This window comes from Streptomyces sp. NPDC048288 (genome assembly GCF_043201555.1).
GTDB lineage: Bacteria > Actinomycetota > Actinomycetes > Streptomycetales > Streptomycetaceae > Streptomyces.
On record NZ_JBICZD010000015.1, the window covers coordinates 103,426 to 125,695 of the forward strand.

At 72.1% G+C, this 22,270-nt stretch carries 19 protein-coding genes; 12 read left to right on the top strand and 7 right to left on the bottom strand.

The window, feature by feature from the left end:
* Positions 1 to 5: 5 nt before the first annotated feature.
* Positions 6 to 659, top strand: a complete 654-nt coding sequence (locus ACGFZS_RS41110; RefSeq protein WP_393799438.1) for a cyclase family protein — start codon at positions 6 to 8, stop codon at positions 657 to 659.
* On the top strand, positions 656 to 1,051 hold the full coding sequence (locus ACGFZS_RS41115; protein ID WP_365678166.1) for a nuclear transport factor 2 family protein: 396 nt from the start codon (positions 656 to 658) through the stop codon (positions 1,049 to 1,051). The genes ACGFZS_RS41110 and ACGFZS_RS41115 overlap by 4 nt, the downstream gene beginning before the upstream one ends.
* A gap of 53 nt (positions 1,052 to 1,104) precedes the next feature.
* Here ACGFZS_RS41115 and ACGFZS_RS41120 read toward each other — a convergent pair whose 3' ends face one another.
* Entirely contained in the window at positions 1,105 to 2,022 is a 918-nt protein-coding gene (locus tag ACGFZS_RS41120; RefSeq protein WP_393799439.1) for an MBL fold metallo-hydrolase, read from the bottom strand.
* 101 nt (positions 2,023 to 2,123) lie between these two features.
* On the opposite strand from ACGFZS_RS41120, the gene ACGFZS_RS41125 reads away from it, so the two are divergent.
* Together ACGFZS_RS41125 and ACGFZS_RS41130 are read left to right on the top strand one after the other, a co-directional pair.
* Positions 2,124 to 3,083 (top strand): AraC family transcriptional regulator, encoded by a 960-nt coding sequence (locus ACGFZS_RS41125; protein WP_393799440.1) that lies wholly within the window; start codon positions 2,124 to 2,126, stop codon positions 3,081 to 3,083.
* Positions 3,084 to 3,144: 61 nt separating this feature from the next.
* Complete coding sequence (locus tag ACGFZS_RS41130; RefSeq protein WP_393799441.1) at positions 3,145 to 3,582, top strand: amidase family protein; 438 nt, start codon at positions 3,145 to 3,147, stop codon at positions 3,580 to 3,582.
* 95 nt (positions 3,583 to 3,677) lie between these two features.
* On the opposite strand, the gene ACGFZS_RS41135 is transcribed toward ACGFZS_RS41130, so the two are convergent.
* Positions 3,678 to 4,616, bottom strand: a complete 939-nt coding sequence (locus ACGFZS_RS41135) for an Ig-like domain-containing protein (protein ID WP_393799557.1) — start codon at positions 4,614 to 4,616, stop codon at positions 3,678 to 3,680.
* Positions 4,617 to 4,809: 193 nt separating this feature from the next.
* Positions 4,810 to 5,250 (bottom strand): VOC family protein, encoded by a 441-nt coding sequence (locus ACGFZS_RS41140; protein ID WP_393799442.1) that lies wholly within the window; start codon positions 5,248 to 5,250, stop codon positions 4,810 to 4,812.
* Between the two features lie 134 nt (positions 5,251 to 5,384).
* Here ACGFZS_RS41140 and ACGFZS_RS41145 point away from each other — a divergent pair, with 134 nt between their 5' ends.
* Entirely contained in the window at positions 5,385 to 5,768 is a 384-nt protein-coding gene (locus tag ACGFZS_RS41145) for a hypothetical protein (protein ID WP_393799443.1), read from the top strand.
* Positions 5,769 to 5,854: 86 nt separating this feature from the next.
* Here ACGFZS_RS41145 and ACGFZS_RS41150 read toward each other — a convergent pair whose 3' ends face one another.
* From ACGFZS_RS41150 to ACGFZS_RS41160, 3 genes are all read right to left on the bottom strand, one after another.
* The gene (locus ACGFZS_RS41150) at positions 5,855 to 10,096 is read right to left on the bottom strand and encodes a discoidin domain-containing protein (protein ID WP_393799444.1); all 4,242 of its coding nucleotides are present in this window, start codon (positions 10,094 to 10,096) and stop codon (positions 5,855 to 5,857) included.
* Positions 10,097 to 10,354: 258 nt separating this feature from the next.
* Positions 10,355 to 10,570: a DUF4177 domain-containing protein gene (locus tag ACGFZS_RS41155; protein WP_046728804.1), complete on the bottom strand. Its 216-nt coding sequence runs from the start codon at positions 10,568 to 10,570 to the stop codon at positions 10,355 to 10,357.
* A 105-nt stretch (positions 10,571 to 10,675) separates the two neighbouring features.
* Positions 10,676 to 11,179: a DUF1203 domain-containing protein gene (locus ACGFZS_RS41160; RefSeq protein ID WP_393799445.1), complete on the bottom strand. Its 504-nt coding sequence runs from the start codon at positions 11,177 to 11,179 to the stop codon at positions 10,676 to 10,678.
* A gap of 446 nt (positions 11,180 to 11,625) precedes the next feature.
* Here ACGFZS_RS41160 and ACGFZS_RS41165 point away from each other — a divergent pair, with 446 nt between their 5' ends.
* Positions 11,626 to 12,045 (top strand): DUF485 domain-containing protein, encoded by a 420-nt coding sequence (locus ACGFZS_RS41165; RefSeq protein WP_393799446.1) that lies wholly within the window; start codon positions 11,626 to 11,628, stop codon positions 12,043 to 12,045.
* The gene (locus ACGFZS_RS41170) at positions 12,042 to 13,661 is read left to right on the top strand and encodes a cation acetate symporter (RefSeq protein ID WP_393539550.1); all 1,620 of its coding nucleotides are present in this window, start codon (positions 12,042 to 12,044) and stop codon (positions 13,659 to 13,661) included. The genes ACGFZS_RS41165 and ACGFZS_RS41170 overlap by 4 nt, the downstream gene beginning before the upstream one ends.
* Positions 13,662 to 13,739: 78 nt before the next feature.
* Here ACGFZS_RS41170 and ACGFZS_RS41175 read toward each other — a convergent pair whose 3' ends face one another.
* Entirely contained in the window at positions 13,740 to 13,952 is a 213-nt protein-coding gene (locus ACGFZS_RS41175; protein ID WP_359217950.1) for a hypothetical protein, read from the bottom strand.
* A 419-nt stretch (positions 13,953 to 14,371) separates the two neighbouring features.
* On the opposite strand from ACGFZS_RS41175, the gene ACGFZS_RS41180 reads away from it, so the two are divergent.
* The 5 genes from ACGFZS_RS41180 to ACGFZS_RS41200 all read left to right on the top strand — a co-directional run bounded on the left by ACGFZS_RS41180 (position 14,372) and on the right by ACGFZS_RS41200 (position 22,268).
* A complete protein-coding gene (locus ACGFZS_RS41180; RefSeq protein WP_393799447.1) occupies positions 14,372 to 15,877 on the top strand; it encodes a catalase in 1,506 nt (501 codons plus the stop codon).
* 104 nt (positions 15,878 to 15,981) lie between these two features.
* Positions 15,982 to 17,589, top strand: coding sequence for a serine/threonine-protein kinase (locus tag ACGFZS_RS41185; RefSeq protein ID WP_393799448.1), 1,608 nt, complete (start codon positions 15,982 to 15,984; stop codon positions 17,587 to 17,589).
* A 216-nt stretch (positions 17,590 to 17,805) separates the two neighbouring features.
* Positions 17,806 to 19,659, top strand: a complete 1,854-nt coding sequence (locus ACGFZS_RS41190) for an arabinofuranosidase catalytic domain-containing protein (protein ID WP_393799449.1) — start codon at positions 17,806 to 17,808, stop codon at positions 19,657 to 19,659.
* A 124-nt stretch (positions 19,660 to 19,783) separates the two neighbouring features.
* Positions 19,784 to 20,473: a DJ-1/PfpI family protein gene (locus ACGFZS_RS41195; RefSeq protein WP_393799450.1), complete on the top strand. Its 690-nt coding sequence runs from the start codon at positions 19,784 to 19,786 to the stop codon at positions 20,471 to 20,473.
* A 163-nt stretch (positions 20,474 to 20,636) separates the two neighbouring features.
* Entirely contained in the window at positions 20,637 to 22,268 is a 1,632-nt protein-coding gene (locus tag ACGFZS_RS41200; protein WP_393799451.1) for a phosphodiester glycosidase family protein, read from the top strand.
* Positions 22,269 to 22,270 lie beyond the last annotated feature (2 nt).

Sequence of the window (22,270 nt, forward strand, 5' to 3'; positions counted from 1 at the left end):
GCGGGATGCGGCTGATCGACCTGTCCGTGCCCCTGCGCACCGGCATGCCGGTGTACCCCGGGGACCCGGAGGTCGACATCCGGCCCGCGCTCACCGCCACCGAGGACGGTGTCAACGTCCTCCACCTGCGGATGGGTTCGCAGTCCGGTACCCACGTGGACGCCCCCTCCCACATCGAGGACGGCCTGCCCGCGCTGGACGAGCTGCCGCTGGACCGTTTCGACGGCCCCGCCCACGTGGTCGACGCCCGGGGCCTGCCGCCCCGGGCGGCCATGGGGGCGGAGCTGTTCGCGGACGTGCCCGCGGGCCGGATCGTGCTGCTGGCCACCGGCTGGTCCGCCCACTGGGGCACCGACGCCTACCACGGCCACCCCTACCTGACGGAGGAGGCGGCCGCCCTCCTCGTCGCCCGTGGCGTGCGGACCGTAGGGATCGACGCGCTCAGCGTCGATCCCACCCCCGGCGAGACGCTGCCGGCCCACCGCATCCTGTGCGGCGCCGGAGCCGTCATCGCCGAGAACCTCACCAACCTGGCCGAGGTCCTCGACGCCCAGGACGCCGGCCACGACGTCCACGTCAGCCTCTTCCCCCTTCACCTGCCCGGCGCGGACGGCGCACCCGTCCGCGCCGTGGCCCGGATCCCGGAGCCGCAGCCATGACGAACGACCACGACACCGTCCTCGCCGCGGCGGACGCGCTGATCGCCGCCTTCGCCGAGGGCCGTACCGACGACTACTTCGACGCCTTCTCGCCCGACGCCAGCTTCGTCTTCCACACCACCGGCAAGCGGCTGGACTCCACCCAGGAGTACCGCGACCTGTGGCGCACCTGGAGCGAGGAGGACGACTTCCGCGTCCTCGCCTGCGACTCGGCGGACCGCCGGCTCCAGCTCTTCGGCGACACCGCCGTCTTCACCCACTCGGTGACCACCCGCGTCTCCACCAAGGCCGGGGAGGAGACGGTGCACGAGCGCGAGACCATCGTCTTCCACCGCACCGGCGACGGCGACTGGCCCGCCGTACACGAGCACCTGTCGCCCGCGGCTGCCTGACCTGGGCGGTCGGCGGCCGCCCACGAGCCGACCGCCGCCGAGAGAGGGAGACGCTAGCGCGCGGCCGTGGCCCAGGGCCCGAGGGTGAACCCGCCGTTCCCCCGGCGTACTTCGACGGCGCCCGCGCCGGCGAAGTGCGCGGGGACGAGCAGCTCGCGTTCGTCGGCCGCCCGTTCGAGGATCCGGCGGCGGCTGAGCGCCGCCTGTTCCGGGTCGAGGCAGGCGCTGCTGTTGCAGCAGGGCCGGAGGATCTGCACCGGGCTGTGCACCAGGTCGCCGACGAAGACCGCACGGTCGCTCCCCGACGCGAGGCGCAGTACGGAGGAGCCGGGGGTGTGGCCGGGCGCGGACTCCAGCGTCAGGTGTTCGTCGATGCGGTGCAGGCCGTCCCACAGCACGACCTGTCCGGCCCGGTGCACGGGCGCGACGCTGTCCTCGTAGATCAGGCGGTCGACCTCCCGGAGGCCGTCCCCGCCGGTGTTGCGCGGGCCGTAGTGGAAGTCGTCGGCGGCCGATACGAGGTACCGGGCGTTCGGAAACGTCGGTACCCACTCCCCGCCCGCGTCGACGGTGTTCCAGCCGACGTGGTCGACGTGCAGGTGGGTGTTGACGACGACGTCGACGTCCTGCGGGCGCACCCCGGCCCTCGCCAGCCGGCCGAGGAAGTCGCCCTGGCGTCGGTGGAACGGCGCCATGCCCGGCCGCTCGCGCCCGTTGCCCACCCCGGTGTCGACGAGGACGGTCCGCCCGGCGCTGCGCACCACCCACGTCTGCAGGGCGAGCACCGCCCGGTCGCTGTGCGGCTCCCAGTGGTCCGGCGCCAGCCAGTCCTCGTTCTCCTTCCACACCTCGGCGGGAACCTCCGGGAACATGCCGGAGGCCGGCGCGAACGGCTGCTGCCACTCGACCACCCGGATGACCTCGACATCCCCCAGCACCATGCTCTGCGCACTCTCGGTCTCGTTCGTCATGCGTTCGAGCCTAGGCAGGCCGGGTGAGCCTCTCAATGCGTTTCACGCTCACCCGGATATGCATCCGTCTCATGCGCTTGTACGACGGATACGCTGTACGCATGGACGTGGTCAGCGACGCGATCTCCGCCGTACACCTGGGGCACCCCTCCTCGAACCGGGTGCGGATCGGTGGGAGCTGGTGCACACGGCTGGATCCGTACGACGGCGCGGGCTTCCACGTGGTGCTGCAGGGCGGCTGCTGGCTGCTGCCCGACGGCGGCGCCCCGGTGTCGCTCGGTGTGGGGGACGCCGTCCTGCTGCCCCACGGCACCGGCCATGTGCTCGCGGACTCCCCGCTCGACCCGGCGGTCGCGGCGGCGAGGGCGGTGCCGTTCGAGCGCTGGTCCGAGGGGACCGGGCCGCGGGCCTGGCCGCCCGGCCGGGACGCGACGGAGCTGCTGTGCGGCAAGTACCGGCTCGACTGCAGCCGGATGCACCCGCTCATGACGGAACTTCCCGAGGTCGTCCATCTGCCCAGCAGAGTGGGCCGCCACCCCGAACTCCGGGCCGCGATCGACCTGCTCGCCGGCGAGCTGGACGAACGGCGGGCCGGGGCCGGAGTGGCGCTGCCGAGCCTGCTCGACCTCCTCCTCGTCTACATGATCCGCTCCTGGATGGCGGAGACCACGGGGGGAGCCTGGCCCGCCGCGCTGGGCGACCCGGTGACGGCCGCCGCCCTGCGCGCCCTGCACGCGGACCCGGCGGCGCCCTGGGGCAACGACCGGCTGGCCGCGGCGGCGGGCGTCTCCCGCCCGACCCTGGCGCGCCGGTTCACCGCGCTGGTGGGCCGCCCTCCGATGGCGTACCTCACCTGGTGGCGTCTGATCATCGCCGCCGGGCTGCTGCGGGACACCCCCGACACCCTGGCCGCCATCGCGGACCGGGTCGGCTACGGCAGCCCGTACGCCCTGTCCCACGCCTTCGAGAGGGAGTTCGGCCTCACGCCGGGGCGGTACCGGGTCCAGGCCGCGGAGCGCGGGCAAGGTCTCCCGGAGGCAGCGGCCCCTCCGGGGGCGTGAACGCGGGAGCGGGCTCCGAGTGCCTCGCTGCACGTCACCGGTACGGTCCGCTGCGCTCCCGATGATCGAGGCGATCGGTGGCGCGGACGTCAACACCGCGCTGCGCGGCCACTTCGCGGCGGCGACCGCGCTGTGGGGGGAGCGTCCCGACCTGCCGACGTACATCAACGGCTGGGCCCGGCGCGCCACCCTCGTCACCAGGCTGCAGGAACTCCTGGGCGGCGACCGGCTGTTGCTCACCCCGGTGTGCGCCGAACCGGCCTTCGAGCAGGACGCCGACATCACCGACCCGAAGCGGGCGCTGGAGCTCTATCCGGCGATGTGGCCGATGACCTCGATCCCGGTCCTGGGCTTCCCCGCGGTGACCGTGCCCGCCCGCCTGGAGGACGGACTACCCTACGGCGTCCAGCTGGTCGGGGGCCGCTTCGAGGAGGATCTCGTGCTCGACGCGGCGCAGGCCGTCGAGGACCGGGCCGCGCTGCCGCCGCTCTGGGCCTGAACCGGCGTCGCCGCTGCCCGCCGTACAGCAGGACGGCCGTACGGACACCCCCCTGAACGGAGGTCGCCCGTACGGCCGTCGAGATCAGCCGCGGATCACAGCGTCGTGGTGGTCTGCTCCCCGGATCCGCTGCCCGCGAGCCACTGGCTCCAGTCCAGGTTGAAGTCGGCGTAGCCGTTGTCGGCGGGGGCCTTGCCGCGGGGCGAGCCGGTGATGGTGACGGGGTCGCCCTGCTTGACCTGGCCGTAGAACCACTTGGCGTCCGCCAGGGACAGGTGGACACAGCCGTGCGAGCCGCGCGCGCTGCCGCTGCCCGGGTAGGGGTCGCCGGTCGAGTAGTGCACGTACGTGCCGGACTGGGTCAGGTGGATGTCCCAGGGCAGGGTCAGGTCGTAGTAGTTGGGGCTGCCCTTGTCGCAGCTGATGCCGACGCTGCAGGAGGTCATGTGGACCTTCTCCTGCTTGTCGATGACGGCCATCGTGCCGTCCCACGTCGGGTACTCGGCGCTGCCCGCGTTGATCGACAGCGTACGGACCGCCTGGCCGTTGCGGGTGACCTTCATGGTGTGGCCGGTCACCGAGACGTCGGCGCGGACGTCGTTGCCGACCGTGAAGGTGTGGGTGTAACTGTGCACGCCATAGCGTCCGTTGCCGTTGCTGACCCCGGTCATGTCGGCGTCGATCCGCACCTTCGTGCCGGAGGGCCAGTAGTCCTTCGGCCGCCAGTCGGCGCGCTTGTCGCCCATCCAGTGCCAGGCGCCGGCCACCGACTGCGAGGCGCTGACCTTCATGTGCTTCTCGACGGTGGCCCGTGCCTTCTCCGCCACCGGGTTCGTGAAGATCACCGAGATCGGCATGGCCACGCCGACCGTGGTGCCGGTCTGCGGGGTGATCGTCTCCAGCAGCATCGGCGGGCCCGCGGGCTTCGTGGGCGACGGCGAGGCGCTCGCGCTCGGCTTGCCCGATGCCTTCGCGTCCTGCCCGCTCGCCTTGTCGCTGCTGCCCCCGCCGCAGGCGGTCACACCCACCAACATCGCGACCACACCGAGTGCGATTCCTATGCCGCCCTTGCGCCGTCCCACGCCCTGCCTCGCTCTTCTCACGTTTTCCGGTCTCCGGTTCCCGAAGGCCCCCACATTCCTGTGTGACCCCTCCGGCGGGGGTCGCGGTTCCGTGCGGCGCGTAAAGCGTGGATCAAGAATCGGTGTGCGGCCCCTTCACCGGCCTTCAGCCGAGCTGCTTCGCCAGTCCGACGACGATGCCCTCCGGCCCGCGGACGTAGCAGAGCCGACAGACGTTCTCGAACTGCACGATCTCGCCGACGAGTTCGGCTCCCTGGGCGCACAGGCGGGCGACGACGTCCTCTATGTCGTCGACGGCGAACATGACGCGCCGGAGGCCGAGCGTGTTCGCGGGCGCCTCTTTCGGCTCGGGGGTGATGGCCTTCGGCCGGTGGAACTTCGCCAGCTCCACCCGCCCGGGGCCGTTCGGGACCCGCAGCATGGCGATGTCCTGCCGCACGTCGTCGAGCCCGATGACCCGCTCCGCCCCGCGCCATTCGAGCGGTCCCTTGCCCTCCAGCTCCATCCCGAGTTCCACGAAGAACGCGATGACCGCCTCAAGGTCGTCGACGACGATGAGGACGTTGTCCATCCGCTGGATCGCCATGCTGGGCCTCCTTCACCGGCACGGCCACGGTAGCCGCGTCCGCCCCTGGGACGGAGCCGGTGAGCCGTCCTCGACATCCACGGCCGCATCCCCCGACTCGCCTTCCACCCCCCGTGCCGTTCTACTGTGGCCCGATGAGAAACGACCGACGTGTCCGCCGCCTCGTGGTGGACGGGGTCGTCTGGAACTGGACCGTCCGGCAGCGGGTGAAGCCCGACTACGCCGACTGCCGCCTGACGCTCTCCTTCTTCCCGGAGGCGTCGGAGGCATCGGCGGGGAGCGGCCGGCGTCGGCTGTCCCTCGTCTTCGCGCCCGGGCCGGACCGGATCGTCTCGAACTCGTACTTCGAGGCGGGCGCGGTCGTGCGGCTTCCCGACCGCAGCTGGCTGAACCTCTACGAGCCGGGAACGGCCCGGCGCCTGTTCGACGCCGCCGCGACCGCTCTGGGGATCCGGGCGCTGGAGCGCGATCTCGAAGTGGACGGCTGGCCCTACTTCGCCGTGGTCGTCAGCGGCTGACGGTCCTCGATCGCCGGGACGCGCCTCACGGCGAGGGGGCCGCCCCTGGCGAGGGCGGCCCCGAACCGTTCGGCGTCGTAGAGCGGTTACTCGATGTTGATCTTGAAGGTGCTGGTCGTGTTGCGGATGTCCTGGGCGTTGCCGCTCATCCGCAGGTTCCGGAAGGTGGCCTCGCCGACGGCGGGGCCCTGACCGGGTTCCGGCAGCTCGTTGGCCCAGATGCCGAAGCCGGACTTGGCGTCGAAGGTGTCTCCGCTCTTCCTGGAGTCGGTGATGGAGATGTCGGTGAAGATCGTGTCCTTCACCGGGAACTGCGGCTGGCCGCCGACGTAGTTGGTCTGGAACATCACGCCTCCGTAGGTGGAGTCGTCGATGTCCACGTCGTTGACCCGGATCCCCTGGAAGACCTTGGAGGCGGAGAAGGCCCAGATGGCGGGGAAGACCTGGGAGCCCCAGAAGTGTCCGCCGGTCCGGTCCAGGGAGACGTTCTCGATCGTCGTGGGATCGGTGCCGAAGCCGTTCATCGGGTAGCCGAAGTCCAGCGAGGAGATGGTGATCCCGGAGTAGACGAGGGTGTCGGCGACGCGGATGTTGCGGAAGGTGTTGTCGTAACCGCCGTAGACGGCGATGCCGGCCGCGCGCCAGGTGAGGGTGGACGTCAGGTTCTCGTAGAGGTTGTTCTTCTCGTCGGCGCCGCCTGCGTCGATGGCCGAGAAGAGCGCGAAGCTGTCGTCGCCCGTGGCGCGGGCGTCGTTGTTGACGACGTGGTTGTCCGTGGAGCCGTTCGTCATGTTGATGCCGTCGGCGAACGTGTCACGGATACGGGAGTTCGAGATGGTCATGTGGTCGGTGTTGGCGCCCCAGTAGAGGCACACCATGTGCTCGGCCCAGATGTTGTCGATGGTGATGTCCGAGACGTTGGAGAAGTCGAAGACCTTGCCCGGGCCGTCGATCCGGGACGTGTAGTTGCCGAAGTAGGCGAAGCCGGTGAACGTCGAGCCGTTGGCGGTGGACTCCGCGCGGAAGCCGATGTCGGTGTTCTCCTGCGAGGAGGGGGCGTGGAAGCGGGTGAACCACGGGCCCGCGCCGACGACCTTGACCGCCTTGCCGTAGACCTGGAACTTGCCGGCGGTCTCGTAGTCACCGGTGGGGAGGTAGACGCCGACGAGCTTGCCCGTGGTGTCCATGCGGACCTTGTCGAGGGCGTTCTGGACGTCCTGCTGGGTGAAGCCGGCCGGGACGGTGTAGGCGGCCGGGTCGGGGTTGGGGATCGCCGTCGCCTGTTCGGTGTTGACGAAGTCGATGGCGTAGGTGGAGGTGTTGGCCGCGTCCTTCTGGAGGCGGATCCTGGAGCCGGCCGGGACGGTCCTGCCGAGCGGCAGGTTCGCCTCGTCGTAGATGTGGCGCGGGGCGCCGGAGCCGGGTGAGTTGCCGGGTGCGGTCTCGTTGCCGTAGAGCCAGGCGTACTTCGAGGTGAGGTCGACGGCCTTGAGGAACTGGCCGTCCACGTAGACGTTCAGGGTCGTGTCGGTGCCGTCCGGGACGGAGAAGCGGGTCACCAGGGTGTTGGTGGCCGCGCGGGTGGTCCACTCGACGTACTGGCCGGTCGCGTCGAGGGTGACCGCCTTGCGGCCGCTTGCCTCGCCGGCGATGTCGCCGACGGTGCGGTTGGGTCCGACGACCTTGGCACCGCCGCCGACCGTGCCGTCCTCGGCCTCGTACATGTCGTACGGCATGTCCGCGCCGCGGCCGACGAACAGGTTCTGCGTGGTGGTGTTGTTGGTGCGCTTGACCGGCAGTTCGTTGGTGTCGTCGGCGATGACCGTCGTGACGGTGTACTTGCCGTTGACGGCCGTCCAGGAGCCGAGGCTGATCGGCGCGGTCGTCCGGCCGGCCGCAATGGTGCCGTCGTAGGAGCCGGAGAGCGTCCTGACCGTGGCGCCGCCCGCGTCCTTGACGGTCAGGGTGACGCCGTGCGCGCCGGAGGCCGAGTCCACCGTCCCCTGGTTCTTGACGGCGACCGTGAACGCGACCGGGTCACCGGCCGAGGCGCTGGAGGGCGTCCAGGCGACCGGAGCCGCGACCAGGTCGGAGCTGGCGACGGGCTTGACCACGAGGGCGTCGGAGCGGGTGAAGGTGTTGTTGCCCTCGTTCTGCTCGATGACCTTGTCGGATGGGTCGACCTCGGCGCCGACCGGGTAACTGCCCGCCTCCCGGGTGCCGATGCTCGCGGTGACCGTCGCCGAGGCACCGGCCGCGAGGGCGGGGACGTCGGCCGTGGCCGCCTTGGTGCCGCCGAGCGTGAAGTCGAGGTCGGTGGCCCTGGACGCCTTGCTGCCGCTGTTGGTGACGGTGGCGGTGAGGCTCACGGCGTCCGACTCGACGGGTGCGGCGGGTGCGTTGGTGATGCCGGTGACCTTGAGGTCCGGGTTGGCGGCCGGGGTGCCGATCACCTGCACCTCGGCGACCTGCGCGCCCGGGGCGCCGGTGTTGGAGGCGAACTTGAGCTGGATGTCGGCGGCGGCGCCGGAGACCGGGATGGTCACGGTGTTGCCGGTGGCCGGGTTGAACGTGTAGTCCTTCGCCGCGACGAGGCTGGTGAAGGACGTCGCGTCCTGGTCGCGGCCGAGCACCTGGATGTTCTGGGTACGGGTGGACCAGGCCGGGTCCGGGTTGAGCTTGACGACGACCTGGCCGAGGTCGGCGTTGGCGCCCAGCTCGGTGGTGAGGGTGGCCGGGTAGGCGCCGCCGGCGCTCTCCCAGTAGGTGCCGATCTGGCCGTCGTTGGCGTTCGCGGCGACATAGGTGAAGGTGTACGAGGAGGCCTCGACGGGCTTGCCCCGGGCGAGGTCGGAGCCGGTCCCTGAGCCGGGCCGGGTGACACTGCCGGACGCTGCCGAGACGTTCCCCGCCGCGTCCTTCGCCTTCACGTAGTAGGTCACCGTGGCCGTCGCCGACGGGGTGTCCGTGTACGTCGTCACGTCGCCCGCCACGCTCTTCACGAGCTGGTCGTTCGCGTAGACGTCGTACCCGGTGACCTGGACGTTGTCGCTGGGCGCCTGCCAGGTGAGCTGCACGTCGCTGCCGGACTGCGTGTAGGCGAGGTTGCCGGGCGCGGTGGGCGCCTGGGTGTCGCCGCTCGCCCCCTTGCGGGTGACGCTGTTGCTGTTGGCGGAGACGTTGCCCGCGGCGTCCTTGGCGCGCACGTAGTAGGTGATGTCGCTGTCGGCCGGCTGGGTGTCGGTGTAGGTCAGGACGTTCCCGGCGACGCTCGCCCGCAGTTGGCCGGTGGCGTAGACGTCGTAGCCGGTCACGGCCGTGTCGTCGGTGGCCGCGCTCCAGGTCAGCTTGATCTGCCCGGTGGCCGGCTCGGTGTAGCTCAGGTCGGCCGGCGCGGTGGGGGCCCGGGTGTCGCCGGTCGCCGGGCCGTAGACCTCCAGCTCGGACGCCTGGCCCGCGGGCCAGCCGCTGTTGGCGGTGAAGTACACGCGCACGTACCGCGTGGTGGTCGTGTCGAAGGAGATGGTCGCCGACTGGTCGTCGGAGCTGTCGAAGGTGTACGCCTTCGAGGCCGTGAGGTCGGTGAAGTTCTGGTTGTCGGTCGAGCCCTGGACCTTGAAGGTCTGGCTGCGGCCCGGCCAGCCGCTGGGCAGTCGCAGCGTCACCTGGTTCACCTGGACCGACGAGCCGAGGTCGACCTTGAGCCACTGCGGGAAGGCGTTGTTGGTGCTCTCCCAGTACGTGTCGCGGTTGCCGTCGCCGGCGTTGGCCGCGCCGTAGACGTCGGCGTGGCCGCTCTCGCTGAAGGTCTTGCCAAGGGCGAGGTTAGGGGTCGACGCGGCGGTCGTGAGGACCTGCAGCTCGGCGAGCTGGGCGGTGCCGGCCACCGAGTTGGCGGTGAAGTCGGCGCGTACGTACCGGGCGAGGGTCGCGGGGAAGGCGACCTTCACCGTGTTGTCGTTGCCCGGGCCGAAGACGTACTGCGCCGACGACTTGAGGGTGGCGAAGCTCTTTCCGTCCTCGCTGCCCCGCAGTGCCAGTGTCTGCTTGCGGGTCTGCCAGTGCTCGGGCAGGCGCAGCACGACCGCGCGGACCCGCTTGGTCCGCCCGAGGTCGGTCTGCACCCACTGGGCCGACTTCTTTCCGGCCTGCCAGTAGGTGTCGGTGTCACCGTCGGTGACGTTGGCTGCCGGGTGGGCCCCTCTGACGCTGCCCGCGCCGGTCGCCGCGTGGGCGCCGACGGCGGGCAGGCCCAGCACCATGACGGCGGAGGCGAGCGCGGCGGTGGCGGCGCGCCGTCTCCAGGATCTCGGCTTGTGTCGAGTCATGCGGGGTCACTTCCTGCTCAGGCTCGCGCGCCGGAAGGCGGCGAGGGCGGCTCGTTCCTGGCGGAGTGGTGCAGAAAGATGCGGTGCGCAGAATCTTGCGTCGTTTCATCGAAATATTGCAGAGCAATATGGACTCGTCTACCGGCAGAACTGAACTCCTTGCGTACTCCCGCGTCGGCAGCCACCGCTCCAGGTCCCGGAGAAACGACGAACGCCCCCCGAACCCTTGCGGGTCGGGGGGCGTTCGAAGAGCTCTGGTCAGCCGCGCGGGCGCTCGAAGGTGAGCAGCAGACCCTCGACGGCTCCGGGGCCTATGCGGCCCTTGACGTCGGCGGACGTGATGGCCTTGAGGGCCCAGCCGTCCTCGGCGTGCTTGTTGAGGACCTTCTCCAGTTTGTCGCTGTCCAGGGCGTCGCCGATCAGCGACTCCCGGAAGGTGACGACCTTGTACTCGTAGGTGTAGGCGCTGCTCATGACTGCGGGTCCTCCTGCCGGCCTGGCCGGATCGGGGTGGATGGGCCAGGGCCAAGACAATCATCCCCGGGTTCCGCCGCGCACAGGTGGCCGCCGTTTTCTCCGTCAGGGGCGGTCGACGCGGAAGGGGAAGCAGCCGAACTCGACGGCGCGCACGTGCACCTGGGCCGTGCCGGGGTCGTGGAAGGCCTCGGCCAGGGCGTGTTCGAAAGCCGCGTGGGCGTCGTCGGGAAGGAGCACCATGCGGCCGCCCGTGATGTGCCCCCGGTCGTCGTAGCGGCGCAGCACGCGCAGCGCCCCGGGACGGGCCCATGGGTAACCGGAGTTGTCACTCGCCGGGCCACCGCACTCCTCGGCGTGCACGAAGACCGGCCCCTGTTCGTCGTAGGCCCCGGGATCGGCGCCGGTCCGTGCGGCCCAGCGGCGCAGCGGGGCGTAGGAGACCAGGGCGATGCGCTCTCCCACCGTGCTGGACCGCAGACAGCAGCGCAGGGGCGCGCCGCCCTCGTCGTCCGGGTACGGGCGCGGCGGACGGCCGGCGTCGTCGCGCACCCGGAGTTCCTTCAGTACCGCGGACGGGATGGGGAGGGGAGGAAAGGTGGTGGTCATGGCGTCCAGTGTGGCGCCGGCCGGGCCGGAACACCGGCGGGAACCGGACGCCGTCATGATGCCCGGGGATCTTCGGCGGAGGGTCCGGTACGCACCGGTGCGTTCCCTGAGGCTCACGAGGTGTGCGACGGCGCACTTTCCGAAGCATTCACGCCACCTCGCACTCCCCGAATGCTTCAGCACCTCCTGGGCAGAGATCCCACGGTCAGCTCCGCACCCGACGGACCGCTCCCGCCGACTCCGGCCGCCCCTCTGGCGGACCACGCCCACGCCGGAGACCATGGCGCCCTGCTCACACGATCGCGACGCACCAGACGGCGTCCCGGACGACCGGCGCAACCGGCTTCGCACGCTCTTCCGACCGCACGGCGTGCGGTCACCCGAACCGCTCTCCCCGCACGCGGTCCGCCGCACCCGGGCCCGGTCCCCTACGAGGAGTCGCCGAAATGTCCTACGATCCCCCCGAGTTACCCTCGGAACGACCCCCGTACGACCGCCCGTCCCCCACCTGGTCGACCGAACCGGAGCCGTCCGGCGCCCGGTCGGCGACCCCCCGCTCCGGCGCCCACCGCACCCTGCGCCTGCTGCGGCGCGCGTACCGCTGGCAGCGGCGGGTGGCGACCGTCACCGCGCTCGGCTACTTCGCCGCCTTCCTCACCCTGACCGTCAAGGCGCCTTCCCTGATGGCCCGCCCCGGCCCCGGCGGCCTGCCCACCGGCCTGGTGCTGGCCCTCACGCAGATCCCCGTCACCTGGCTGGCGGTCCTCCTCTACGAGGCCGCCGCGCACCGCTTCGTGGACCCCCTGGCCCGCCGCGCCCGCCGTCTGACACGGGTGACCGTCGTGGACCGGGAGCAGGCGCCATGACCGGGTTCGGCGGTTCCGCCCAGTCCTGGTCCCTCGTCGCGTTCTGCTCGGTCGTCGCCCTCACCCTGCTGCTCTGTGTGCTCACCGGCCCGGAGGCCGACGACCTCCCCGAGTTCTACACCGGCTACCGGTCCCTGTCGCCGTTGCGCAACGGGCTCGCCGTCGCCGGTGACTACATCTCGGCGGCCACCGTCCTCACCATCGGGGGGATCATCGCGCTGTGCGGCTACGACGGCATCGTGCTGGCGCTCAGTGCCCTGCTGTCCCTGCTGTTGCTGATGTTCCTGCTGGCCGAACCCCTCCACAACACCGGCCGTTACACGATGGGCGACGCGCTCGCCCGCCGGCACCCGGCGCGGTCCGTACGCGTCACGGCCTGCCTGGTCACCCTCGCCGCGCTCGTCCCGATGATGGTCGTACAGCTCGCCGGGGTCGGTGAACTCCTGGCGTACGTCCTCGGGTTCACCGACGCGGGCATGAAGAACGGGTGCGTGGCCGGCGCGGGCGTCCTCATGATCAGTTACGCGGCACTGGGCGGGATGCCCGGCACGGCGCTGGTCCAGATCATCAAGACGGTGGCGCTGCTCGGCTCCGGGCTGGTGGTGAGCGTGCTGATCCTGCGCCTCTTCGACTGGCAGCCCCAGGCCCTCTTCCACGCGGCGGCCCGGCACAGCGGCGCGGGACCCGCCTATCTGACCTGGGGCCTGCAGTACTCCGGCAGTCCGCATCCCGCGCTGGACATGGCCAGCACCCAGTGCGCCATCGTGCTCGGCGGTGCCTGTCTGCCGCACGTCACCATGCGGATGTACACGGCGGGCACACCGCGGCAGGTGCGCCGGGCCATGTCCTGGGCGGTCTCCTCGGTGACCCTCTTCATCCTGATGCTCACGGTGATCTGCGTCGGCGCCACCGCGCTCGTCGGCCACGACCGCATCAGCGCCGCCGACGCGCACGGCACGACCGCCTACCTGCTGGGCGCCCGCGCCGCGTTCGGCACCGACCTGTCCCGGCCGGAGAGCCTGCTCTTCGCCACCGTCACCACCGCCGTCTTCCTCACCCTGCTGGCCTCCGTCGCCAGCATGACCCTCGCCTGCGCCAACACCCTCGCCCACGACCTGACGGCGTCCCGCGCCACTCCCCCGGCGCCGGCCCGGGAACTCGCCCTGGCCCGGTTCAGCGCCCTGGCCGTGGGCGTCCCCACCGTCCTCCTCGCCGTACTCGCCCAGCACCGCAGCCTGCAGCCGCTGGCCACGGTCTCCTTCACGCTCGGCGCCTCCGCCATCGCCCCGGCGCTTCTCTACACGCTCTTCTGGCGCCGCTACACGCGCAGGGCACTCCTGGCCACCCTCGTCGTGGGCACCCTCAGCGTGCTCGCCCTGACCCCCGGCACCACCCTGGTCTCCGGGACACCGCTGTCGGCGTTCCCGGACGCCGACTTCGCCTGGTTCCCCTACAACACGCCCGCGCTCGTCTCGGTGCCCGCGGGCTTCCTCGCCGGCTGGCTCACCACCGTGCTGTCCGGCCGCCGGGCCGGCGCCCGCGAACGCAGCCGCTACGAGTCCCACGAGCACCACCTGCTCACCGGCCCGCCGCCGCCCCACCGTTCGCCCCGGTAGTCACCGGCCGGAGCGCGCTCAGGCCCGGGGAAGGCCGCCTGGACGGACCTTCCCCGGGCCTGAGCGGACGGCCGGACCCTACTTCTTCGCCGCGGGCGGGTCCTCCAGGCCGCCGGCCATGGAGGTGGCGGCCGCGTTCAGGCCCGCCACCGCGGCCTTGGGCAGTGCCCCCGCGACCTTGGTGGCGAGGTCACGGGTGTGACCGGGGGCCGGTCCGTCCGCGGCGTGGGCAGGGGCGGCGAGAGCCACGCCCGTCAGGGCGAGCGCGGCGGCGGTGATGATCCTCTTCATGCCCTCAGGAACGACCGTCCGCGGCCCGGGACACGATGCCTGGGCCTTTCGGCGTCCCGTTCCCGGCCCGCCGCGGCGAGGCGGGGGCCGCCCGCCGGAGTGAGGCGCGGTCCGGCGCCGGAGTGAGGCAGGACCCGCCGCCGGGCCGTGCCCCGAGTGGCGGCCCCGGTCCGCTGGGACCACCCTGGATGCCGGAGAGAGCCCGGCCGGGCCGCGCCCGCCCGGGTCCGCGGGCGCGCGGTGTTTGCCCGGCAACCGCAGGGTCACCCGTTCGGCCGGAGCCCGCGGGCTCCGTCGACGACGGACGCGAGCGCACCGGTACGGCGCCGTCCCGCGGCGAGCCCACGGGCGCACCCGCCGGTCCCCGGACACCGCAAGGGCCGGTTCCCCCACTGCCCCGTGCGGAGAAAGGCAGAGCCATGACGCAGAAACCACCCCTCACCACCACCGACTCCGGTGCCCCCGTCGAGAGCGACGAGCACTCGCTGACCGTGGGGCCCGGGGGGCCGATCCTGCTCCAGGACGCCTATCTGATCGAGCAGATGGCACAGTTCAACCGGGAACGCATCCCCGAGCGCCAGCCGCACGCCAAGGGAAGCGGCGCGTTCGGCCGCTTCGAGGTGACCGAGGACGTCAGCGCGTACACCATGGCGGGCCTCTTCCAGCCCGGCACCCGCACCGACCTCGTCATCCGCTTCTCGACGGTCGCCGGTGAGCGCGGCAGCCCCGACACCTGGCGCGACCCGCGCGGCTTCGCGGTGAAGTTCTACACCGGCCAGGGCAACTACGACATGGTCGGCAACAACACGCCGGTGTTCTTCGTGAAGGACCCGATGAAGTTCCAGCACTTCATCCGGTCCCAGAAGCGCCGCGCGGACAGCAATCTGCGCGACCACGACATGCAGTGGGACTTCTGGACGCTCTCCCCGGAGTCCGCGCACCAGGTCACCTGGCTGATGGGCGACCGCGGTGTCCCCCGGACCTGGCGCCACATGAACGGCTACACCTCCCACACCTACATGTGGATCAACGCCAAGGGCGAACGGTTCTGGGTGAAGTACCACTTCAAGACCGACCAGGGCATCGAGTTCCTCACCCAGCACGAGGCCGACCAGATGGCCGCCGTCGACACGGACTACCACGTGCGTGACCTGTTCGAGCACATCCGTGACGGCCAGTTCCCGAGCTGGACCCTGTACGTGCAGCTCATGCCGTACGCGGAGGCGGCCGGCTACCGCTTCAACCCGTTCGACCTCACCAAGGTGTGGCCGCACGGCGACTATCCGCTCGTCCCGGTCGGCCGGATGACCCTGGACCGCAATCCGACCGACAACCACGCGGAGATCGAACAGGCGGCGTTCCAGCCCAACAACTTCGTGCCCGGCATCGGGCCCAGCCCCGACCGGATGCTGCTGGCCCGGCTGTTCTCCTACGCGGACGCCCACCGGCACCGGATCGGCGCCAACTACCAGCAGCTCCCGGTGAACGCACCCGTCGTCGACGTCCACAGCTACTCGAAGGACGGCGCGATGGCCTACCGGAAGACCAGCGATCCGGTGTACGCCCCCAACTCCAAGGGCGGTCCCGCCGCCGACCCCGCGAGCTTCGGCCCGCCGCCCAGCTGGGCCGCGGACGGCGAGATCACCCGCGCCGCCTATGTCTCCCATCCCGAGGACGACGACTGGGGGCAACCCGGCACCCTGGTCCGCGAGGTGCTGGACGACGCCGCCCGCGACCGGCTGGTCGACAACGTCGTCGGGCATCTCCTCGACGGCGTCACCGAACCCGTCCTGGAGCGCGCCTTCGCGTACTGGTCGAACATCGACGAGACGACCGGCAAGCGCATCGCCTACGGCGTACGCGCCAAGACGGGCCAGCGGGCCGCCCGAGGCGCCGCCCGGACACAGCCGAACCACGCCAACTGATATGAATACCTCACCGCAGGTCATGTCCACGCGGATGCCAAGGGGGCTCCGCACACCGGTGGCGGCCCGCCCGGTTGCGACGCGCTCACCGCCCGGAGACGTTGATGAGAAGTCTGGATCCCTCGGATCCGCCCGCCGTCGGCGGCTACCCGCTGCTGGCGCGGCTCGGGGAGGGCGGCATGGGGCAGGTCTTCCTCTCCCGGACGTCCTCCGGCCGCCCGCTGGCGCTGAAGACGGTGCGGAGCGAGTTCGGTCTGGATCCGGGCTTCGAGGAGCGGTTCGCACGGGAGATCGCCAGCAGTGACCAGGTGCGTTCGCCGTGGACGGTCTCGGTGGTCGACTACAGCGCGCCGGGGCAGCGGCCGCAGTGGCTGGCCACGGAGTACGTCCCGGCGCCCACCCTGGCCGACCGGGTGCAGCGGCACGGTCCGCTGCCCGAGGCGGTCGTCCGGGCCCTGGGCGCGGAGCTGGCCGAGGGTCTCCGGGCCGTGCACCGGGCGGGGCTCGCGCACCGGGACGTGAAGCCGTCCAACGTGCTGCTCGCCCGCCGTCATCCGCTGCTCATCGACTTCGGCATCGCCCGGGCCGCCGACGACACCCGCCACACCCGCACGGGCGGTGTCATCGGCTCGCCCGGGTACATGGCTCCCGAGCAGATCACGGGCGGGGCGGCGGCGGAGCCCGGCGACGTCTTCGCGCTCGCGGCGGTGCTGGTGTACGCGGCCACCGGGCAGGGGCCCTTCCTGCGCCGCGGGGAGGAGCCGTCGGCGGCGCAGCTGCTCTACCGGATCGTCCACGCGGAGCCCCGGCTCGACGACGTACCGCCGTCGCTGGTGCCGATACTGACGGACTGTCTGAACAAGGCACCGCGATCCCGCCCCACGGCACAGGAGTTGCTGGAGCGGCTCGGACCGGGTGCCGAGGAGTGGGCCGCGGTCCCGCCGCCGGGTCTGGCCGAGGACCTCGCCGCACGGGAGGCCGAGCTGCGGGCGCTGCCGGCGGCGCCGACCGCCGTCACGGCACCGCCGGTGCCGCCCGCGCCGCCGGGATTCGGGCCGCCGCCGACGGCGTACGGTCCCCCACAGACCGCCCCTCCTGCCGTCCCTGCCGCTGCCGGGAGCGGGTCGGCACGGATCCGGACGGCCCTCGCGGGCGCGGGCGTGCTGGCCGTGGTCGCGGTCGTCGCCGCAGCGACCTGGTCGGGGTGGGCCGGGGACGGGCAGGGCACGCGCGGAAAGGCCCCGTCACCGACCCCGACCCCGTCGTCGTCCTCATCCTCGGCCTCGTCCTCGTCCGGCTCGACCGCCGCCGACGCGCTGCCGGCGTCCTGGGTGGGGACCTGGCGGGGTTCCGGTCCCGGCTCCACCGCGGGCGACGGGGTGTTCACCGCCCGGACGACGGGCGTGTCGGTGACGCTCAAGCTGCACGCGGCGAAGCGGGGCGGTCTGGTGGGCCGTCAGGTCAGCCAGGTGACCGAGGCGGGCAGCGGCGACGACATCGGCTGCACCGAGACCCTGCGGCTGCAGGAGACGCACGCGACGACGATGGTGTTCCAGGCGGTCACCAGCGCCCCCACGGATCCCTCGGTCGGTGTCGTGTGCCGGCCGGGCAACCTCTACACCCTCACCAAGGACGGGGCGGACACCCTGGCGCTCGGGGACGAGGGCAGCCAGACGGCCGGATCGCCGTCCCGCCTGCATCGCGTCGGCTGACGGATCCACAGGAATCCCCCACGCCCGGACACCCACGCACACTTTCAAGCCTGGTCTGAACCAAAAAGGAAACAAATATTGACCCGGCCGAACAGGGTGCGTAGGTTCCGGGCCGAGCCGGTCGAAGAGCTGGGTCGCCGCGCCGTCGGCGCGGCCTCCCCCACTCCAGCTTCGAAGGGACGTGCCGTGCGTGGATCCCCGTCCGCCTGGAATGTCATGAGCGCGCCAAGATCATGGACGCGGAGGCCACGGGTGGCCGCCGTCCTGGCCGCCCTCGGTCTCGCGCTCGGTCTGCTGCTCGGGTTCCCGGCCGCCTCGCAGGCCGCGGGCTCGCTGCCGTGCGACATCTACGCCGCCGCCGGCACCCCGTGCGTGGCCGCGCACAGCGTCACCCGGGCCCTGCTCGCCTCCTACGACGGCCCGCTCTACCAGGTGACCCGGGTCTCGGACGGCGCGACCGCCGACATCGGGACGCTGGCGCAGGGCGGGTACGCGAACGCGGCGGCCCAGGACGCGTTCTGCGCGAACAGCGGAGGCTGCCGGGTGACGAAAATCTACGACCAGAGCGGCCGCCACAACGACCTCACCCCCGGCCCGGCCGGCACCGCCGGCATGGGCGACGACCGGGGTGCCGACGCCTCCGAGATCGCCGTCAGCGCGGGCGGGCACAAGGTGTACGGGCTGTGGATCTCGCCGGGCGTCGGCTACCGCTACACCGGGGTCGCCTCCGGCGTCGCCGTCGACGGCCAACCCGAGGGCGCCTACATGGTGGCCAGCGGCACCCATGTCGGGTCCGCCTGCTGCTTCGACTACGGCAACGCCGAGCGCACCCCGGCCGACACCGGCAACGGGCACATGGACGCCGTGTCGATCGCCACCACCTGCTACTTCGCCCCGTGCACCGGCAACGGCCCCTGGGTGGAGGCCGACCTGGAGAACGGCATGTTCCAGGGCGACAACGGCTCCAACACCGCCAACCTGGGCAACAGCAGCACCTTCGTCACCGCCGTCCTGAAGAACAACGGGCAGACCAGGTACGCGCTCAAGGGCGGCAACTCGCAGTCGGGCGGGCTGAGTACCTGGTGGGACGGGGCACTGCCCACCCGGGGCGGCTATCAGCCCATGCAGCAGGAGGGCGGCATCATCCTGGGCATCGGCGGCGACAACAGCAACTGGAACCGGGGCACCTTCTTCGAGGGCGTCATGGTCTCCGGCTATCCCACCGACGCCGCGGAGAACGCCGTCCAGGCGAACATCGTCTCCGTCGGCTACAGCGGCGAGACCGACGTGCCCAACGGTCCGCAGGGCACGATCACCGGGCCGGGCGGCACGTGCGTGGACGTCGCCGCCGACGACACCGGCACCAACGGCGCCGCCGTACAGCTGTGGGACTGCCAGACGTACGCCGAGGACCAGCACTGGACCCACAACCCGGACGGTTCGCTCTCCACCCTCGGCCGGTGCCTCGACATCGAGAACAACGGCACGACGGGCGGAGCCAAGCTGGAGCTGTGGGACTGCAACGGCGTCGGCGGCCAGAAATGGGTCCAACAGGCCGACGGCTCCCTCCTCAACCCCCAGTCAGGACGCTGCCTCGACTCCCCCAGCGGCGCCACCACCAACGGCACCCGCCTGCAGATCTGGGACTGCAACGGCGCCACCGCGCAGAAGTTCTCGGTGAACGGGGGCGGGCCGGTCAAGGGGCCGGGCGGCACCTGCGTGGACGTCGCCGCCGACGACACCGGCACCAACGGCGCCGCCGTACAGCTGTGGGGCTGCCAGTCGTACGCGATCGACCAGCACTGGTACCACCGGTCCGACAACTCGCTGTCCACGCTGGGACGTTGCCTGGACATCGTGGGCAACGGCACGGCGAACGGCACCAAGGTCGAGCTGTGGGACTGCAACGGCGTCGGCGGCCAGAAATGGGTCCAACAGGCCGACGGCTCCCTCCTCAACCCCCAGTCAGGACGCTGCCTCGACTCCCCCAGCGGCGCCACCGCCAACGGCACCCGCCTGCAGATCTGGGACTGCAACGGCGCCGACGCACAGAAGTTCGGTCTGAGCTGAGCGTGGGCCTGGCGCTATTCCGTCGAAGGGTGTCACTCATGCCACTGGGAGGTGGCTCGGCCGCTCGTTACGTTCGGTGCGTGCCCGGCAGCGGCCGGGTGCGCCGCCGTCCGGAGGAGCCGTCATGCACGCCCAGATCGTCCTGTTCGAGGGCTTCGATCCGCTCGACGTGATCGCTCCCTACGAAGTGCTGTCCGCCGGCGGAGCCGCCTCCGAAGGTGCGGTGACCGTCGAACTCGTCTCGGCCGAGGGGCCCGGTGACGTGGTCGGCGGTGTCGGCGGACTCGCGCTGCGGGCCACCGCGCGGCTGGACCCGGACCGCGCCGGACTGGTCCTGGTCCCGGGCGCGGCGGGCCGTGTCGGCGATCCCGGCGAGGTGCCCGGCCACGCGGCCGGGACAGCGGAGTCGGGGCCGGACGCGACCGTCCCCGAACTGCTGGGCCGCACCCTGAGCACCGAACTGCCCGCGCTGCTCAGGGCCGCCGCGGCCAACCCCGACGTGCTCCTCACCGCCGTCTGCGGCGGCTCGGTCGTGCTGGCGATGGCCGGTCTGCTGGAGGGGCGCCATGCCACCACGCACCACATGGGCCTGGACCTGCTCGACGCCACCGGAGCGCACGCCGTACGTGCCCGGGTGGTCGACGACGGCGACCTCGTCACCGGCGCCGGGGTGACCTCCGGCCTCGACCTGGGCCTGTACCTGCTGGAACGCGAGGTCGGCCCGCAGGTCGCACACGCCGTCGAGGAGCTGTTCGCCCATGAGCGTCGCGGCACCGTCTGGCGGAACACGGGCCCGCGGCCCGCCCGCTTCTGAGCCCCCATCCCCTTTTCCGGGCGGCGGCGGGCGCGGATGTCGGCGAGGTTTTCCTCCGGCGGGTGCCCGCTCTTCATGTGGACGCCTTCGCACCGCACTGGGATGTGCGGGCGCGGTGCGGGTGTGCCGGGTGGCATCGCGGGAGTCGTAGGTCGGGAGAGGTATGTCTGTCACAGCCGGGACGCGGGGGCGCGCAGCGCGCGGTGGACGACGCAGAGCCGGACAGGGGTTCGCGCTGGGGACCGCTCTGGCCCTGATCGCGTTCGTCCCGCCGGCCGCCGCGAGTACGGAGGTCACCGCACCGGCGGCCGGCACGTACTCCTGGACCACGCAGGACGTGGCGCCCGGTGTCCAGGTCCGCACCGGGGTGCTCGACGACTCGCGGGCGGCCGGCGTGTGGACGGTCACCGTCCAGGCCCCGGCCGTCAGCCGTCTCACCGGCGCCGCCGCCTGGGCCCCGCTCGGGGACCGCGACTGGGCCGACGCCACCGCCGAGCGGCTGCGGTCCGCCGGGTTCGCCCCGCGCCTGGAAGAGGTGACGTGGGACCGGTACGCCGACACCCCGCACGGCACCATGGGGTGGCAGGTCAGGGTCGGGCGCTACGCCACGCAGGCCGAGGCGGGCACGCTCAACTCGGCGGTGTCGGCGGCGGGTTTCCGGACGGCCGTGGAGTGGACGGGCTACGACGGGCGGCAGTTGGCCGACGCGGAGCGCGTCCATGTCGCCGTGGTCGATCCGGCCCGGCTCGCGGGTACGGTCGAGGTGAGCGACGGCGGTGACGCCGCCGACCGTGAGAAGACCTCGGCGGTGGCCGCCCGGCTGGGCTCCCTGGTGGGCGTCAACGGCGGATTCTTCATCACCTCCGACGCGGACGGCGTCCAGGGCACCTCGGCCGGACTGTCCGTGGTGCACGGGGAGTTGCAGTCCATGGCGGCCGGCTCGCGCGCCGCGCTGATCCTCCAGGACGGTGGCCGGCGGGTGCGGGTCGCGGACCTGTCGAGCACGGTCACCGTGCGCGCCGGTTCCGCCGCGCACGCGGTGGAGGGCATCAACCGGGTCCCGGGCAAGGTGCGCAACTGCGGCCGTCCCGGCGCCGTGCCCACGGCGCTCCCCCGGCAGGACGTCACCTGCACCCTCGCGGACGATCTCGTCAAGTTCACCGACGCGTTCGGGGCCGCGCTGCCGACGGGGGCCGGGGTTCAGGTGGTCCTGGACGGGCACGGTGCCGTGGTCTCGGTCGGCGACCGGGGCGGTTCGGTGCCCGCCGGGGGTTCGGTGCTCCAGGGCACCGGGGCGGCCGCCGCCTGGCTGACCGAGCACGCCGAGCCGGGGCACCGGCTGACGGTCCGCGAGGTCGTCCGGGACGCCTCGGGGCGGCAGGTGCGGCTCGGTCCCGACGACAGTGTCGTCAGCGCGGCGCCCACCCTGGTCGAGGACGGCCGGGTGTACATCGACGCGGCCGGCGAGGGCACGCTCGACCCGCTCGACCTGTCCTTCGGCTTCGCCTGGTCCAATGTGCGCCAGCCGCGCACCCTGGCCGGTGTCGACCGCCACGGCCGGCTGCTCCTGGTCACGGTCGACGGCCGCCAGCCCGGCGTCAGCGAGGGCTTCACGCTCGCCGAGGCCGCCGCGTTCATGCGGTCCCTGGGCGCCGTGCAGGCGCTGAACCTCGACGGCGGCGGCTCCACCGCGATGGCGGTCGACGGCACCCTCGTCAACACCACGTCGGACGCGACCGGCGAGCGTGCCGTCGGGGACACGATCCAGGTCCTGCCGGACGTCCGGAAGGACTGACC

Excerpts from the sequence above, each read along its gene's own strand:
- ACGFZS_RS41110 (WP_393799438.1), top strand. The coding sequence starts at position 6 with ATGCGGCTGATCGACCTGTCCGTGCCCCTGCGCACCGGCATGCCGGTG.
- ACGFZS_RS41115 (WP_365678166.1), top strand. The coding sequence starts at position 656 with ATGACGAACGACCACGACACCGTCCTCGCCGCGGCGGACGCGCTGATC.
- ACGFZS_RS41120 (WP_393799439.1), bottom strand. The coding sequence starts at position 2,022 with ATGACGAACGAGACCGAGAGTGCGCAGAGCATGGTGCTGGGGGATGTC.
- ACGFZS_RS41125 (WP_393799440.1), top strand. The coding sequence starts at position 2,124 with ATGGACGTGGTCAGCGACGCGATCTCCGCCGTACACCTGGGGCACCCC.
- ACGFZS_RS41130 (WP_393799441.1), top strand. The coding sequence starts at position 3,145 with ATGATCGAGGCGATCGGTGGCGCGGACGTCAACACCGCGCTGCGCGGC.
- ACGFZS_RS41135 (WP_393799557.1), bottom strand. The coding sequence starts at position 4,616 with ATGTTGGTGGGTGTGACCGCCTGCGGCGGGGGCAGCAGCGACAAGGCG.
- ACGFZS_RS41140 (WP_393799442.1), bottom strand. The coding sequence starts at position 5,250 with ATGGCGATCCAGCGGATGGACAACGTCCTCATCGTCGTCGACGACCTT.
- ACGFZS_RS41145 (WP_393799443.1), top strand. The coding sequence starts at position 5,385 with ATGAGAAACGACCGACGTGTCCGCCGCCTCGTGGTGGACGGGGTCGTC.
- ACGFZS_RS41150 (WP_393799444.1), bottom strand. The coding sequence starts at position 10,096 with ATGACTCGACACAAGCCGAGATCCTGGAGACGGCGCGCCGCCACCGCC.
- ACGFZS_RS41155 (WP_046728804.1), bottom strand. The coding sequence starts at position 10,570 with ATGAGCAGCGCCTACACCTACGAGTACAAGGTCGTCACCTTCCGGGAG.
- ACGFZS_RS41160 (WP_393799445.1), bottom strand. The coding sequence starts at position 11,179 with ATGACCACCACCTTTCCTCCCCTCCCCATCCCGTCCGCGGTACTGAAG.
- ACGFZS_RS41165 (WP_393799446.1), top strand. The coding sequence starts at position 11,626 with ATGTCCTACGATCCCCCCGAGTTACCCTCGGAACGACCCCCGTACGAC.
- ACGFZS_RS41170 (WP_393539550.1), top strand. The coding sequence starts at position 12,042 with ATGACCGGGTTCGGCGGTTCCGCCCAGTCCTGGTCCCTCGTCGCGTTC.
- ACGFZS_RS41175 (WP_359217950.1), bottom strand. The coding sequence starts at position 13,952 with ATGAAGAGGATCATCACCGCCGCCGCGCTCGCCCTGACGGGCGTGGCT.
- ACGFZS_RS41180 (WP_393799447.1), top strand. The coding sequence starts at position 14,372 with ATGACGCAGAAACCACCCCTCACCACCACCGACTCCGGTGCCCCCGTC.
- ACGFZS_RS41185 (WP_393799448.1), top strand. The coding sequence starts at position 15,982 with ATGAGAAGTCTGGATCCCTCGGATCCGCCCGCCGTCGGCGGCTACCCG.
- ACGFZS_RS41190 (WP_393799449.1), top strand. The coding sequence starts at position 17,806 with ATGAGCGCGCCAAGATCATGGACGCGGAGGCCACGGGTGGCCGCCGTC.
- ACGFZS_RS41195 (WP_393799450.1), top strand. The coding sequence starts at position 19,784 with ATGCACGCCCAGATCGTCCTGTTCGAGGGCTTCGATCCGCTCGACGTG.
- ACGFZS_RS41200 (WP_393799451.1), top strand. The coding sequence starts at position 20,637 with ATGTCTGTCACAGCCGGGACGCGGGGGCGCGCAGCGCGCGGTGGACGA.